The 15,271-nt window shown below is 34.9% G+C and carries 14 protein-coding genes; 6 read left to right on the forward strand and 8 right to left on the reverse strand.

The genetic code is table 11. The features are described from left to right. The first annotated feature begins 2 nt into the window (after nt 1–2). Nucleotides 3–2,546, forward strand: a complete 2,544-nt coding sequence (locus tag ABWU74_RS06590) for an AsmA-like C-terminal region-containing protein (protein WP_182282701.1) — start codon at nt 3–5, stop codon at nt 2,544–2,546. A gap of 54 nt (nt 2,547–2,600) precedes the next feature. On the opposite strand, the gene ABWU74_RS06595 is transcribed toward ABWU74_RS06590, so the two are convergent. Further along, a complete protein-coding gene (locus ABWU74_RS06595; RefSeq protein WP_209472460.1) occupies nt 2,601–3,794 on the reverse strand; it encodes a phage portal protein in 1,194 nt (397 codons plus the stop codon). Between the two features lie 158 nt (nt 3,795–3,952). Here ABWU74_RS06595 and lipB point away from each other — a divergent pair, with 158 nt between their 5' ends. Together lipB and ABWU74_RS06605 are read left to right on the forward strand one after the other, a co-directional pair. Beyond that, nucleotides 3,953–4,570 (forward strand): lipoyl(octanoyl) transferase LipB, encoded by a 618-nt coding sequence (gene lipB / locus ABWU74_RS06600; protein ID WP_353289305.1) that lies wholly within the window; start codon nt 3,953–3,955, stop codon nt 4,568–4,570. After that, on the forward strand, nt 4,570–5,547 hold the full coding sequence (locus tag ABWU74_RS06605) for an LD-carboxypeptidase (RefSeq protein WP_209472462.1): 978 nt from the start codon (nt 4,570–4,572) through the stop codon (nt 5,545–5,547). The genes lipB and ABWU74_RS06605 overlap by 1 nt, the downstream gene beginning before the upstream one ends. Nucleotides 5,548–5,939: 392 nt before the next feature. On the opposite strand, the gene terL is transcribed toward ABWU74_RS06605, so the two are convergent. The 5 genes from terL to trmD all read right to left on the reverse strand — a co-directional run bounded on the left by terL (nt 5,940) and on the right by trmD (nt 11,366). After that, entirely contained in the window at nt 5,940–7,382 is a 1,443-nt protein-coding gene (gene terL, locus ABWU74_RS06610) for a phage terminase large subunit (protein ID WP_353289439.1), read from the reverse strand. A 636-nt stretch (nt 7,383–8,018) separates the two neighbouring features. After that, a complete protein-coding gene (locus ABWU74_RS06615; RefSeq protein WP_264705898.1) occupies nt 8,019–8,816 on the reverse strand; it encodes a phosphoribosylformylglycinamidine synthase subunit PurQ in 798 nt (265 codons plus the stop codon). 6 nt (nt 8,817–8,822) lie between these two features. Beyond that, nucleotides 8,823–10,073, reverse strand: coding sequence for a phosphate ABC transporter permease PstA (pstA, locus tag ABWU74_RS06620; RefSeq protein WP_015589336.1), 1,251 nt, complete (start codon nt 10,071–10,073; stop codon nt 8,823–8,825). A gap of 221 nt (nt 10,074–10,294) precedes the next feature. After that, entirely contained in the window at nt 10,295–10,672 is a 378-nt protein-coding gene (gene rplS / locus ABWU74_RS06625) for a 50S ribosomal protein L19 (protein ID WP_006279489.1), read from the reverse strand. Continuing rightward, complete coding sequence (gene trmD / locus ABWU74_RS06630; protein WP_007549279.1) at nt 10,656–11,366, reverse strand: tRNA (guanosine(37)-N1)-methyltransferase TrmD; 711 nt, start codon at nt 11,364–11,366, stop codon at nt 10,656–10,658. Before trmD ends, rplS begins: the two co-directional genes overlap by 17 nt. Nucleotides 11,367–11,440: 74 nt before the next feature. On the opposite strand from trmD, the gene purC reads away from it, so the two are divergent. After that, the gene (gene purC, locus ABWU74_RS06635; RefSeq protein WP_010081959.1) at nt 11,441–12,163 is read left to right on the forward strand and encodes a phosphoribosylaminoimidazolesuccinocarboxamide synthase; all 723 of its coding nucleotides are present in this window, start codon (nt 11,441–11,443) and stop codon (nt 12,161–12,163) included. Here purC and purM read toward each other — a convergent pair. Continuing rightward, the gene (purM, locus tag ABWU74_RS06640; RefSeq protein WP_353289306.1) at nt 12,160–13,197 is read right to left on the reverse strand and encodes a phosphoribosylformylglycinamidine cyclo-ligase; all 1,038 of its coding nucleotides are present in this window, start codon (nt 13,195–13,197) and stop codon (nt 12,160–12,162) included. The genes purC and purM overlap by 4 nt on opposite strands. A 133-nt stretch (nt 13,198–13,330) precedes the next feature. Here purM and ABWU74_RS06645 point away from each other — a divergent pair, with 133 nt between their 5' ends. Continuing rightward, nucleotides 13,331–13,624: a hypothetical protein gene (locus ABWU74_RS06645; RefSeq protein ID WP_006280049.1), complete on the forward strand. Its 294-nt coding sequence runs from the start codon at nt 13,331–13,333 to the stop codon at nt 13,622–13,624. A 14-nt stretch (nt 13,625–13,638) separates the two neighbouring features. Next, complete coding sequence (locus tag ABWU74_RS06650; RefSeq protein ID WP_233395610.1) at nt 13,639–13,983, forward strand: hypothetical protein; 345 nt, start codon at nt 13,639–13,641, stop codon at nt 13,981–13,983. A gap of 66 nt (nt 13,984–14,049) precedes the next feature. Here the strand turns inward: ABWU74_RS06650 and ABWU74_RS06655 are convergent, their stop codons facing one another. After that, the gene (locus ABWU74_RS06655) at nt 14,050–14,868 is read right to left on the reverse strand and encodes a transporter associated domain-containing protein (protein ID WP_353289307.1); all 819 of its coding nucleotides are present in this window, start codon (nt 14,866–14,868) and stop codon (nt 14,050–14,052) included. Between the last annotated feature and the right edge of the window lie 403 nt (nt 14,869–15,271).

The raw sequence follows: 15,271 nt of genomic DNA on the forward strand, positions 1-15,271 counted from the left end.
TTATGAGACTTTCTTTATATGCTATATTATCAATCTCACTGCTATTAATTCTCATGCATGTTGCTGCAACTTTTAAGGATTGGAGTGGCTACAGGAAATATATCATAAAAGAGTTAGAGAAGACGTATGATGCTAAAGTGCATATTGGGGGAAAAATTAAAGTTTCGTTGATTACCCCAAAGCTCACTATTTATAATGTATACGTACAATACAACGAAAATAAAGAGCAAAAGTTGTCAGATTTAATTAGTGTAAGAAAAATTGAAATAAGGCCATCGTTCCTATCGTTGTTTTTATTTTCGTTGCAACCAAAGTCAATCACATTGTTTGGCATGAAAAGCAACAAAGAAAATTTACTTAATATTATAAATACAAACGCCAGTGGTAACACAGTCGATATAGTAATAAAAGACAGCCAAGTAAGTTTCAAGAATGATTTCGCTGATATTGTTAACATAAAGGAAGTTGCTGTAAAAAAAAATAAGCAGTTTTTTGGTAAAGTAAAGGTAGGTGATAATAATTACGATTTTTCAGGAAAGGTTAATATCACAAAAAGGAATGTACACATTAGTGTTGAATCAAATTTTGTAAATTTGCTATTTACAGGTAATAGAAATCAAGAAGAACTCCAGGGTAATTTAACATTAACAATTAATAACAGTTCCGGTTCTGTGAGTGATTTAGCAAAAATCATTAATCTTAGCTTTCTCTCTTGTGTTATTCCTAGCGAAAATATCAAGATATCATCCAATATAAGTCTTAATGAAAGTGAGTTTACGGCAACTGACTTAAAAATTGATTCCAAAAGCATGCAAGCCAGCGGTACAATACAAAATGATAGAAAAGGCAATCACACTAATTTCAATATTAGCTTCAGTAAAGTTGATTTAGATTCCATACAAAATGATTCACAAAGAACAATGAATATGAAGGATCTTCTGGAATGTTTTAGAGCAGTTGTGCCAAAGAACTTGAGCTTAAATTTTAATATGGAAGCTTCTAACATTCAATATCAAAACAAAATATTGGACAATTTCCGTGCTGTACTAAAATCCACTGATGGCAAAGTAAAAGTTAATACGCTTCTTAAATTTCCTGGAATCAATAATATATCTTACTTATCAGGAGAGATCTCAAACAATAATGTCCTATCTGAATTCAACGGTGATTTATTAGTCGAAGGAAATGATTTTGAGTCATTCATTTCATGTTTTTTCCCTTCTATAAAGATGAAAGAAAACCAGAAAAATCAATTTACACTAAGTTCTAAACTGCACCTTGCACCAAGAATATTATCTATCTCAGACATTAGACTGCTAAATAATAAGGAATCCTTGCAAGGATCAATTAGAGTAAGCCACACAAAAAAACGCAGTGTGATCGATGGTGAATTTAGCATGCATAATCTTGATGCAGATAAATATGATCATTCATTATTTAGCAGTTTACCTAAAATGCAATGGCTGAAAAATTTTCAGTATGATACAAATATAAAGGCCCGTGTTAATAACCTTACATTGAATGATACGAAAATTAAAAATTTGGATTTTTTGCTGAAAATGGAAAAAGGTAAGCTAGTTGCAGATAAAATAAAACTATCTGGAGAAGATTTCGATATTACCGGTAATGCAAAAATATTAGCAGATCAAAAATACGCCAAACCTTTATTAGATGTTAACCTTACGGGCAGTAAATTTAATGGAAAAATTATTACATTACCAAATTTAGTAGAGACGAAAAGAAATTCAAGAAATGAGATAGATCAAATTCAATGGTCAACAAAGCAGCTTGATTTTTTGGATGATAAAGAAGGCTTTGATGCAAATGTGCAAATCAATACTGCAGAATTTAAAACCGAGCAGAATGTTTTAAAAGATTTTAATTTGGATGCGGTAATGAGAAACAACACTATCACTATCAGGCAGGCAAGTTACGTATTAGAACGCGGGCAAGTGTTTTTTCAGGGTTATTTAAGATCAGACTCAATAAATACAAGATTTTCTATTGTAAATTTGGACACTAAAAAGATTGGTAAGGTTATAGGAATTGACAATGTAAATGGTCAGGTAAGCTTAAATGGTGAAATCAAAACTCAAGGAAAAAGTTTTCATGATTGGGCTAGTAACTTATCAGGAGATGTAAACTTACAAGCGCAAGGAATAGAAGTTACTAATGTAGATTTCAATTCATTTATCACTAATTTGTTAAGCAGTAAGAATAAATCTGAAATTTCCACACTTGCTTATGTTGATATATATAATGGCAAGACATTTTTTGAAAATATTAGCGGAAAAGCAAGTATTAAGAGTGGTATATGTTCAACTAGTTTACAGTTCGGGATTGATCAAGCATCAGGATCGATCTCTTCTAATTTAACCTTATCTAACTTCGCTTTAGCTTCTATATTCAGGTTCTTTTTCATACCACCAAATTATAGTAATCCAATCTATATCGATATGCATTTGGATGGCCCTATTTGGCGTCCTAAGATGAGTTTTGATGTAGACCAAATCTTCATCGCTCTGGTTGGCAAGAAAAATAGTTAATTTACTTAGGTGTACGGTTTAGGGGACAATAAACTCATCTGAACGGATACAAACTTAACCTAACTCATCACCACCTGGCAGTGGTGGCAAGCCAAATGCTTCTCTCTTTTCGTTGAGCGTCATGAAGCTTGCGTTTTCTACGTATTTCCACAACTTTTGTCTTTTTTCCATGAGAATTTCTATTGCATCTTTGTCATACGACAAGCACAGATCTTCACCAAATCTTGGTGTCAGCCAAGAATTCAGGTGACAGATAATATTTTCTAGCGTTGGTAAAACCGTCTGCTCCCAGAGGGATAAGCGTGCTTCGACTAAATTGCTATAAGTGTTATCACCCGGTATGCCAAGCAATTGCGGTGGAACGCCAAAAGCTAGCGCAATATCACGAGCTGAGCTGTGTTTGGACTCAATAAAATCCATATCCCTTGGCGATAAGCTCATTTCTTTCCACTCCAAGCCTCCTTCAAGCAATATCGGTCTTCCAGCGTTTATAGAACCTGAATAATGATCATTTATCTGCGCTTTTAAGCGTTGGTACTGCTCTTGACTTAAACTTCCACCACTTCCATCTTTTGCTGATTTTACAACTATTGCACCACTTGGTCTTGCCCCATTTTGCAACATCGCTTGATTCCAAGCACCCGCCTGATTATGTTGATCTATGCTATATGCAGCTGCCTCAATTGGTGATAACCCATACCAATCATTCAAAGGATTAAAGGTCTTTAAGTGCAACACTGCTGAACATCCAGTTAGTTTATCAACTTTAAAGTCATAACTGTTGTTATTTATGGTATAACGATAGATATAAGGAACGTTATTTCTCCCTGGAACAATTTCAACCCTATCTGGGCGCAGAAGATAAAGCTCTGTTGGTGGTTTTCTACTATTCTGTGACTCAATCATCAATATATAAGAATTGCCATTAACTAACCGATAAGTTACAATCCCCTCAATAAATTCCGATTTTGATGTCATTGGGTTAGGAGAATAAAGTAATTTCAGTAATGGATGGGCTTTTAGTTGCGATTTTCCCTGGTCAGTAAGCTGGCAGAGAGTAAGAGGTACCGAAGATGCAGCATTTGCAATCATATTGATTGCTCGAAAGGCAATAACATTTTTTATGTAACCTTCCTCAGCAAAACTTACATAATCACGCTTACTCCAACTTGGCTCCATCATTAGCTGCAAAGCAGAATATTTAGTAAATACTGCGCTTTTTTTTCTTTGAAAGATGTTGAAATTCATATGTGCCTCATGAAAGATGTTTAAAAGTTAAAAGTGTTTTAGATTCTGTAGTTAAACTAAGACATAGATCCCAGTGTCACGCACTGGGATGACGGAAGGAAAGCACTTGGGTGACAGGAAAAGAACGAACTGCTATACTAAAAAAAAAGAAATAGAATATGACAGAATGGCTAATACCTAATCAGCTTATTGATTATAACTGTGCTGTAAAATCCATGGAAGAGAAAATTCAACAAATTCACAATAATTCAGCAGACGAATTGGTATGGCTACTCCAGCACCCTCCACTTTATACTGCAGGAATCAGTGCAACAGCTGATGATATTGTTGAAAAACTATTTCCCATATATAAAACAGGAAGGGGTGGTAAACACACATATCATGGTCCAGGACAGCGCATTATATATTTAATGTTAAACCTTAAAAAAAGAAACAAATGCGATATAAAGCTATATATTAGAGATCTAAGTAAGTGGATCATAAATGTTTTAAAGCAATTTAATATACTTGGAGAGTTTAGAGAAGATAGAATAGGCATTTGGGTAAACCATAACGGAGTAGAAAAAAAAATTGCAGCTTTTGGTATTCGCTTAAGAAAATGGGTAACTTATCATGGCATAGCGCTTAACGTCTTTCCAGACCTCTCTCACTATAGGGGTATTATTCCTTGTGGGTTGCAAGGTTATGGCGTCACGTCAATGGAAGAACTAGGAGTGAAAGTTCCACTCTCTGAATTGGATGATATACTAAAAAAAGAGTTTTATAAGATATTTTAATGATTGTTTACCTTTTATATTTCATTCTCACTTTATGTGCTAACACAGGTATTCATGCAATCGACCAAGTTGATATTATTGCTCCTTCTTCGAAGGGAAAAGAATTAGATCTGACTACTATAAAAGAATATGTAGAAGCTTTGGATTTTAATCCCCATATTTCGGAGAAAATATATAGTAATGATAATCCATTTTATTCCAACTCTGATGAATTCAGAGCAAATGATTTGGTTAGTGCACTAACCGGTGATAGTAAAATAATCTGGTGTATCAGAGGAGGAGAAGGGGCTTCTCGGTTAATTCCCTATCTAGAAAAGTTACCCAATTATAAAAAAGAAAGGATTGCTCAAAACAAAAAGATCCTCATAGGCTATAGCGATATAACTGCCTTGCACATCCATCTACAAGCTAAATATGATTGGCAAACTCTTCACGGCACCATGTTGGAAATGATAGTAAATAACTCCGTTTCTGAAAGCTCTGTTGAAAAATTGAAAGAGTTAATTCTTAACAAGCGGGATTCTATCAGATTTGATAACCTAAAGACGATAAATAATGGCATTAGACTAAAAGATGGCAGATTAAAGTCTAAAATCATCGGTGGTAATATGACTTTAGTTGAAAACAGTATAGGAACTGTTTGGCAAATAAATGCGAAAGGTAAAATTCTATTTTTAGAGGACATAAGAGTCTACCCATACGCAATAGAGCGCAGTTTAGATCACCTAAAACAAGCTCACATCTTTGATGGAGTACATGCAGTAATCTTTGGGGATTTCGTTAACTGCTATAACGATAACCTTGTTGAAGTTGTAAAAGAAAGGTTTGCAAAAAGTGTTAACTTTCCTGTATTTACAATGAAAGGGGTAGGCCATGGACATACAAATGATCCTTTACCTTTTAACACTCACGCTATTATTAGCGTTCAAGACGAAAAAGAAGGTTTGTTTTTTATGGACGTGCAGAATGTTAGCTAATCTTATAGCTAACGCGAGCTCTACGTCATACCGCCGCAGTATCTCTTAGCCGCTAACACGTACTTAACCGTCATACCGCGATTCATTCGCGGTATCTCATCCGCTAACAAGAGATCCCGCTAACATGTAGCGGGATGACGAATTGCTTAACCGTCATTCCGCCGCAGACCGTCATACCGCCGCGGTATCTCTTAGCCGCTAACACATAGCGGGATGACGAGCTTATCGTCATGCTGCCGCGAACTGTCATACCACCACGAACTGTCATACCACCACGAACCGTCATACCGCGATTCATTCGCGGTATCTCTAGATCCCGCTAACACGTAGCGGGATGACGGTTGTCAGGGTGTCATGCAAGTAGCTGACTACTTGGATCTGGTAGGCTTAAATCACAATGCTCGTATAGCTGCAACCCTGGAGGTACTGTTTCTCACCCACTGCAAATATTGCACGGTACTATCCACTTGATCATCGTGTCGAGTTTCAGGAAACATTAAAATCTCATACTCAAAATCGTTCAGCCATACTGCTTGGTGCGGCAGAAAAACCTTGCCAGACTCTATAATCGGAACAATTTGATGAAATCGAGTGAGCTTGTCATCATGTGGCACTATTTCAATAATCGGTAAATCACTGTTTGTCTTTAGCTCTTGCACCAATTGCTGACCACTCGTTTTTGCTTCAATCAAAATTGCGTGTGGTGACCATCTTGCAGCTAGTGACAAAACCTGTTCTTTAAGCTTTGGATACTCAAGCTTTGCGCGATATACATCAAGTAAATAGAATTTATTATCTATTTTTGCCCAGGTGGTGCAGACACTAAAGTTGCTCATGTCGCTTGTTGAAACCGCAGTATCCCAACTTTGTGTTACATGCGAGAGATTATCAGGAACATTTTTATAGCGCTTTAGCCACTCTCGTTTAATTATACCACTTGAAAGTGGCAGAGGGTTCTGTTGATATTGTGCAGCAAAAGCGTAACTCCCAAGTTCGACTTTTATCATCTTAACTTCTTTTTTTCCTCCATAGAGGGGATATAATAGCTGGCCTTCTTCTCTTGAGTATAACATCTTTGCAGGTCTAGCACGCGATGCTGTTTTATTACTGGTTGTAGTTACTTGGATGACAGAAACAGGATGCGCTGGCTTTTTGATTGAATAGATAATCTTCTTATTTTCAGAAATCATCGGTAAGCAAATATGATGCCATATATTTTTTGGCTTGGAGAGAAGGTGTCCGGTTAAGTCCTCCTGGTGTAGCCTGTGCATTACAAGAACGATGACTCCTTTTTTTCTATCGTTCAGCCTGGTTACTAAAGTCTGATCAAACCAGTTTGTGGCACGCTTTCTAAGCGTTTCACTCAAAGCTTGAGCAGAACTGAGCGGATCGTCCACAATGATAAAATCACCACCTTCACCAGTTAGTGTTCCACCAACTGATGTTGCGATTCTGTATCCTCTCTGCACTGTTTGAAATTTATATTTGGTATTCTGGTCTTTGGATAGTTCTATCTCTGGAAATAGCGCTCTATACCAACTAGACTGCATCACGCACCTGGTGTCGAGCGAGTGCTTTTCGCTGAGCCGCTGAGAATAACTTGCAACTATTATTCTCGCAGTTGGTTGGTTTCCCAGTATCCATGCGGGCCACGCAACGCTTATGCACATGGACTTCATCGAGCGCGGAGGCATATTGAATATTATTCGCCTCATTTTGCCAACATTTGCCGCTTCAAGTCTGTCTGATATGACTTTTATATACTGATAATCATTATACTCACACCCCGGCACTACCGTTTGAAAGCATAACTCAATGAATTTTAGAAAGTTCATGATATAATGTTGAAACCAGCGCGTGACGCTGGGATGACAAAAAAAGGAGCACTGGGATGACACCCTACTTAACCGTCATACCGCCGCGGTATCTCTTAACATAGATCCCGCTAACACGTAGCGGGATGACGGTTGTTGTTTAGCTATAAATATTAAGAAATTTACCAAATGAAAAAAAAGGCAAAAGAAGCCCCGGTCACTCTCTATTGTCAATTTGGCGTTTTTTAAGTCTTAAACGCTGCAATTTAGCTGCTTTTAAATGCAACTAACCTTAGCTATAAATGTTTAAGAAATTTACTACGCAGAAAAAAAAGGCAAAGAATCCCCAGGGTAGCCAGTATTCAAATTCTCCCTTGTTCTATTTGACGTCTTTTGATGTCTTGAACGCTTTATAAGCGCGTTTCTGCTTGTATAGGTAGAAACCTAAAAGTTTTATAAAGACATGAGGTGCACATAGTGCAAAAAATTAAGCATGATTTACGCCAAATACAAAGTTCCCTTTGTCGTTTTAATCTGCAGATTGCGAAGATAAATAAATAGCTTCATTTTCATGATAAGGGCGCTGGCGGAGTTTGTCAAGCAAGTTTTTTGCAATATCAGGGGATAATTTCGACCATAAATCCCTATCAATAAATTTTAACAAAAATACTTTAGTGCATTTTCAAATATAAGCATTCCATCGCCATATTTTGGCACAGCAACACCTAAACGCTTGCTCTTTTCTTTTTCAAGGGGCCAATTATCTTGCTGGGTAAAAAATATTCCCCTTTCTGGATGGGGCATTAAAGCTAGCACTCTTCCACTTTTATCTGATAAAGCTGCTAGGTCGTATGTAGATCCATTCGGATTGTAAGGAAATTGTAGGTTAGCATAGTTGCCATTTTTATCAATGTAACGTAATGCGGTGGAATTGCTCTCAATCAATTGGTTCAAAATATCTTGATCCATAAAAAATTTGCCTTCCCCATGAGCAATAGGGAGATATAGTTCACTCAGACCCCGTAGCCAAACAGAATTACTCTTTGAATTAACTCTCACTCTAATCCAGCGGCATTGGTAATTGCCTATATCATTATGGATTAAAGCTAGATTAGAGAACTCTGGAATTAATTTTACTAATATCTGACAACCATTACATATTCCTATAATCAGCTTGTCCTGAGATAAAAACTCTTGAAACTCATCCAACAAGTTGTTTTTAATACGTAAAGCAAACGCATTACCAGCACCAGTGTCATCACCATAGGAAAAACCCCCTGGAATTGCAAGTATATTGCTTAATTTCAGTTCACCTGGATTATCTATGATATCGTTAATGTGAACGATTTTTACTTCAATATTACCAATACCAAGTTTTCTGCTGCATTCCATAAATGCAAATGCAGTTTCTTTTTCGCAATTTAAGCCATAACCAGATAGGACTGTGATTTTCATGAATTGCTAAAAATTAAAAAATTCGAATTTCCTTTTTACAAAATTTGCTACTAAATTTAACGCAAATAACACCAATAATAAAGCTATAATTGCGATAGCAGCAAGTTCAACAAATGCAATTTCAGGATTGCTTGACCATATGTATATTTGCACAGGTAGAACAGTCGCCGGATCGAAAAAGGACGTAGGTGTATCAGCAATAAATGCCACCATACCCATCATAAGTAAAGGAGAAGATTCACCTAAAATCCTTGCAATTGCAAGCACAGTACCATGTATTATTCTTGGTAACGCAATCGGTAAAGAGTGATCTAATATCACCTTGATGTGAGGTGCACCGAGCGCAAACGCTGCATCTTTTATCGTAATAGGAACATTCGCAAAGGCATTTTTTGTTGCAATTATAATATTAGGTAACATCATAAATGAAAGAGTCATTCCACCAACAAGTGGTGAAGAGCGTGGTAGCCCAAATATGCCAAGATAGAGAGTTAAGCCCACTACACCAAATATTATTGAAGGCACTGCAGCAAGATTATTTATGCTAATTTCTACAATATTAGTCATTAGCCTATTTTTAGGCATAAATTCGTAAAGACAGATGCCCGACATAATTCCTATTGGTAATGCTAATGCTAGGCACACTATAATTGTCATTAATGAACCGATAAACGCTCCTAAAATCCCTGCATTTTCAGGTTCACGAGAGTCAGATTTAAGGAATAAAGACTTATTAAAAAATTTTTTCACTCTCCTCTTTTCTTTTAGCCAATCAAGTAATTTAGCATAACGATCATTCAAATATTTATCTTTATTTATTGAATTAATTATACTTGACGCGGTAAACCAGATCTCATATTCACCACTATCTTTTACTTTCTTACGAAAAAATTTCTCTAGTTCTTTGTAAGAATTACGACTTAAAATTTCGTCACCGTCTTTAAAATCAGTTCCTCCAAACACCTTACGTAAAGAATCGTTGAGTAAGCCAATGGACTTATACCGCAAATCACTAGGATTACTCGCCAAAGTAAGATCAGCATTTATTTCAACTGGCAATAAAATTTTCGTTACTGTTAAGGCACTGTAAGAGTTAACTAATATACTCAACAATATGCACACAGGACAGCCAAGTGAGATAACTAGTGCCGTGAAAGAACAAAAGCGTAACGCTCTGTTCTTTTTATTTTTCCTTTTTATACGAGCATGTACACGCCTTGACTGAAGTAATTTAAGGAATTTTTTCTTTATACTCATTTATTTTTCTTTACACGAGGATTTGAAAAAACTTTCCCCTTTTTTGTCATGCAAGTAGCTGACACTGGGATCCAGCAGGCTTTGCCTGCAAATAATTTTTACATTTTCCATGAAAGCACAAACCAAAAGGAGAATAATGAATGCTGGATCCCAGTGTCGGAGCACTGGGATGACAAGAGAGAGTTCTGAGATGACACAATTGACATCACTCCCTATTGTATCTACTTAGATTTCTTTTTAACATAAGTAGTACGCTCTTTGATCCTTGCAGCTTTTCCAAATAGTTTGCACAGATAATACAGTTTTGCTCTACGAACCTTTCCTTTTCTTGTCACTTGCACTGAAACCAGTGCAGGAGAATAAACAAAGAACTGAGACACTATACTTTCTCCATGGCTCACTTTTCTGACTGCAAAAGAAGAATGTAACCCGCGGTTCCTTTTTGATATACATACACCTTCAAATATCTGTATACGTTCACTTGTACCGTCAACTACTTTAAAAGTGACCTTCAAATCATCGCCAGGACGAAATTCTGGTATTTCTTTAGCTAACACTTGCATTTGCTGTTCGTTAAATTTTTTAAGTAAATTTGTCATTTATCTCTCCACTCAATAATTCAGGCCTACGCTTTTTTGTTATAACATGAGACTGCTTCTGCCTCCAATCACTTATTTTTTTGTGATTGCCAGATAACAAAACCTCAGGTACTTTATATCCCTTCCACTGCTCAGGTCTAGTATATTGAGGATATTCAAGTACACCACCACCATAATTAAAACTTTCTTCAGTAATACTATCGGTATTATTTACTACACCTGGAAGAAGTCTAATGCATGCATCAAGAACCACCATTGCAGCTGGCTCACCTCCTGAAAGTATATAATCTCCAATACTTAACTCATAAGGAGTATACGCATCAATTATCCTTTGGTCAATACCTTCAAATCGACCACACAATATTGTTATATGAGGAAACTCTAATAATTCTCTGGCAATATTCTGATTAAACTTAGTTCCAGATGGAGTCATGTAAATAAACTTAGTGTTTTTATGAACAGAGAGCATACTATCTACTGCATCACCAACTACATCAGAACGCATAACCATTCCTGCTCCACCTCCATATGGAACATCATCCACAGTTGAATGTTTATCTTTCGCAAAAGAACGAATATTTATTACTTCAAGGTTCCATATTTTTTTTTCTAACGCTTTTCCGGCAAGAGAATAGTTCAAAAACCCCGGGAACATTTCTGGGAATATGGTTAATATTGTAACATTGAATGCCATTAAGGTTTATTTTAAGTTATTTGGGGCTATACTCTAAGAATAGTAAATTGATATAATATATAGTTAAATTAAACATGTCACTGAATAAAACGATATACGAAGGTAAAGCGAAAGCCATTATTGAAACTGAAGACTTATCAATTGTCATACAGCACTTTAAAGATGATGTTACAGCATTCAATAAGGAAAAATATGAAATAATCGATGGTAAAGGAATAATTAATAATCATATTAGTGCTTTTATCATGGAAAAGCTTGAGAAAGCAGAAATTAGCACACACTTTATAAAAACTCTAAACGAAAGAGAACAGCTAGTCAAAAAACTCAAGATAATACCTCTTGAGGTAGTAGTTAGAAATGTCGCAGCTGGCAGCTTTTGCAAACGTTTTAATATCAAAGAAGGTGAGAGGCTTGCATCTCCTATAATCGATTTTTTTTACAAAAATGATGACCTAGCCGACCCAATGGTAAGTGAAAATCACATACTGTATTTTGATTGGCTATCTAGCAAAGAAATGGATGAAGTTAAAACTACAACTTTAAAAATCAACGAAATATTAGTTCACCTATTTTCAAATGCAAGTATATATTTAGTTGATCTCAAGTTAGAATTTGGCAGATTAATAAATGACAGTACTAAAATCGTTTTAGCTGATGAAATTAGCCCTGATAACTGCAGATTATGGGATAAAAATACTTATAAAAAGCTAGATAAAGATGTCTTTCGTTTGAATTTAGGAGATTTAAAGGAAGCATACCTAGAAGTTGCAAAAAGACTGTCAGTAAAGTTAGGTTAACTAAATACTACTCTATCAAGTGGAGGGTTACATGCCTCATCAAGTTTTCCAATAATTTCAATTTTTTCTCCACGTTTTTGGAAATGATTTTTCACGTTTTGCATATTCTCAGAACTTACGATCAATACCATACCAATACCACAATTAAATGTTTTTAGCATTTCTTTCTTCTCTATTTTACCCTCCTTTGTTAGCCATAAAAATATATCTGGCCATTTCCAGGAATTAATGTCTATGTTTGCAAATAAGTTTTTTGGAAGAATTCGCGGAATATTGTCTACCAAACCACCACCCGTGATGTGCGCAATACCTTTTACTTGTGACATGATAGGCAGCAAAGAATCAACATATATTTTTGTTGGTTCAAGTAGTATTTCACTCCAAGATTTATTATTCCATAGAGATGTATCGTTATAATTTATACCTAAGCTTTTGAAAACATGGCGCACTAAAGAAAACCCATTTGAGTGAATTCCACTTGACTCTAAGCCAACTATATAATCACCTGCTTTCATCATACTACAGTTTGGAAGAATTTGCTTTCGATCAACTACACCAACCACAAACCCTGCAAGGTCATAGTGATTATTACCATACATTCCAGGCATTTCTGCAGTTTCCCCACCAACCAATGCTATTTTAGCTTGCTTGCACCCCTCTGCAATGCCCTTAACCACAAATAATAAAACATCTTTGGTCAAAACGCCTGTTGCAAAGTAATCAAGGAAAAACAAAGGCGTTGCTCCTTGTGCAAGTAAGTCATTTACACACATTGCAACTAAATCTATACCTATAGTATCATGTTTATTCACTTCTTGAGCTATCAACAGTTTCGTACCTACTCCATCAGTTGAGGAAACGAGTACTGGATGGTCATACTTCTTACTTAGTGCAGCAAAATCAAATAACGCAGAAAATGAACCTATTTCGCTGATTACTTCTTCTCTAGTAGTTTCTTGAGCAATAGGCTTGACTTCTTTTATTAACTTATTATATAGTTCAATATCTATTCCTGATCTGGTATAAGTATTCATAATCCTTTTATAAATTTTAAAATTGTTAATACTATATTAATGCCTTGATATAAAAAGTGCAACGAAACTTTCTCTTAATTGACTATTATATACTTACCAATATAGGGTAACTTAAATCATTTATAATTATCCAATGAACGAAAATACCAAAAACATACTGTTAATAACGGAACTGCTATCAGGACGGCTGCTTCATGACTTTGCTAACTCTATGAATGGAATAACGTTTGGCGTAGAAGAGCTTGAAGTAATAGATAAGAATGATGCTGATGCGCAGAAGGAAGCGTTGTTGTTTCTTAAAGAAAGCTCCGATGATTTAATATATAAACATAAAGTTATGAAGCAGGCATATTCTTCTTCAATGGATAATTATAGCTTTGATAAGACCAAATCTAATATCGAAAATTATTTATTAAAAAAAAAGTAAAGCTTACGTGGAAAATAGACGCATACTCTGCAAAAAATAAGGAAGATTTAATTGAAAAGATAAATAAGATAATTTCTAATATGGTGCTAACTATAGCCAGTGCAGTGGCGGAAGTTGAACTAGTATCTGTTTTACTGAGTCAAACAGAAGATAAAATGCTATTAACTATAAAAATTCTAAATGAACACAAACCAATAAGCAAATCATTAGTAGACAAATTAATCAAAAAAAATGACACTAATTTAAATACAAAAGATATTAATATCTATATGACCTCTTTATTATTAGAGTACTATAACACTGAAATGCATTATACTTGCGAAAATAATTTGCTGGAAATAGGTTTAACTATAACTTGAGTTGCATATTTGGTTATTACAACTTTTTCTTCGTGTCAAGGCATTCCCCGACAAGGGGTACCAAATCTAATTTTTGTAATCACTTAAGTCTAGTACTATTTTATTAATGTAGCGCTCATTTGCATCTTTGATGATAAACTTCATACCATTTTTATATTTAATGACTTCATCTACAGAAGGCACTTTACCAGCAATCGAAAGAATCAAACCACCAAGTGTAACATAGTCTTCTTCAGGGTCACGTAATTCTATTTTTAGATCCTCTTCTATATCTTTTATAAGAGCCCTTGCTGATACTTCAAACTTATTTTGAGACAATTCAGTAATGGTATATTCTGAATTTATTTCGTTTTCACTATCAATGTTTGGTATTAGTTCCTCTATAAGATCAGTCATTGAAATTAAACCATCAGTTCCACCATATTCATCCAATACGATAGCTAAGCATGATTTAGAAGAGTTCATCCTAACAAAAAGATTAGTTGTCTTCATCGAGGGTGGAACAAATATTACGCTTTGTATAATATGTTTCAGATTAAAATTTTTATCCCTATTAAAAATAACATCTTTTACATAAAAAAAGCCTATTACGTTATCAAAGTTATTTTTATAAATTGGTATTTTAGTGTGGCAAGTGTTTTTTATCTTCTTTATTATTTCACGCTCGCTTGACTCAATTTCTACTGCGCATATCTCTGTACGTGGAGTCATTATATCCATTATACCACAATCGCGGAATTTTAATAGACCATTAAATATATTAAGGTCTGGCAGATCTTTCATTAATGCCTCAGTCGCACACTTTTTCAACACAGAAGCTTTTTTGAAAAGGAAGAGAAAAATTCTATATGCTATTTTTTCTACTAAGGTTCTTTTTTTACTCAATTTATTCCCTGTAATGGCAAAAACGTTTTCAGATTAGATTTATCAAGAAAACTGTTATTAAATGTTTAATAAGCATGTGAATAATGTCAAATTAATTTGTGAATTATTTGTTGATATAAAATACCAACAATTGATCAACAACTTTTTCAACAACATATACATAGTTGTGTAACAATGCATGATGGTAAAGTATTTTCCATAAAAGAAAATTACTAACACTCTAAACACCTTACTTATACACATAAATCATAACAGAAAATCAATAATATACGAAAGTTACTCACATATTTATCCACAAGTTGAACAACGCCAATTTTTACTGAATTTTAAGTTAGTAACAAGTTATTGATAGAACTATTATTATTGCTATACTTTAATATAAAAAAGAATAAATAGAATAGAT

Origin of the sequence: Wolbachia endosymbiont (group A) of Paraperithous gnathaulax (assembly GCF_964028485.1) — a bacterium.
GTDB lineage: Bacteria > Pseudomonadota > Alphaproteobacteria > Rickettsiales > Anaplasmataceae > Wolbachia > Wolbachia pipientis.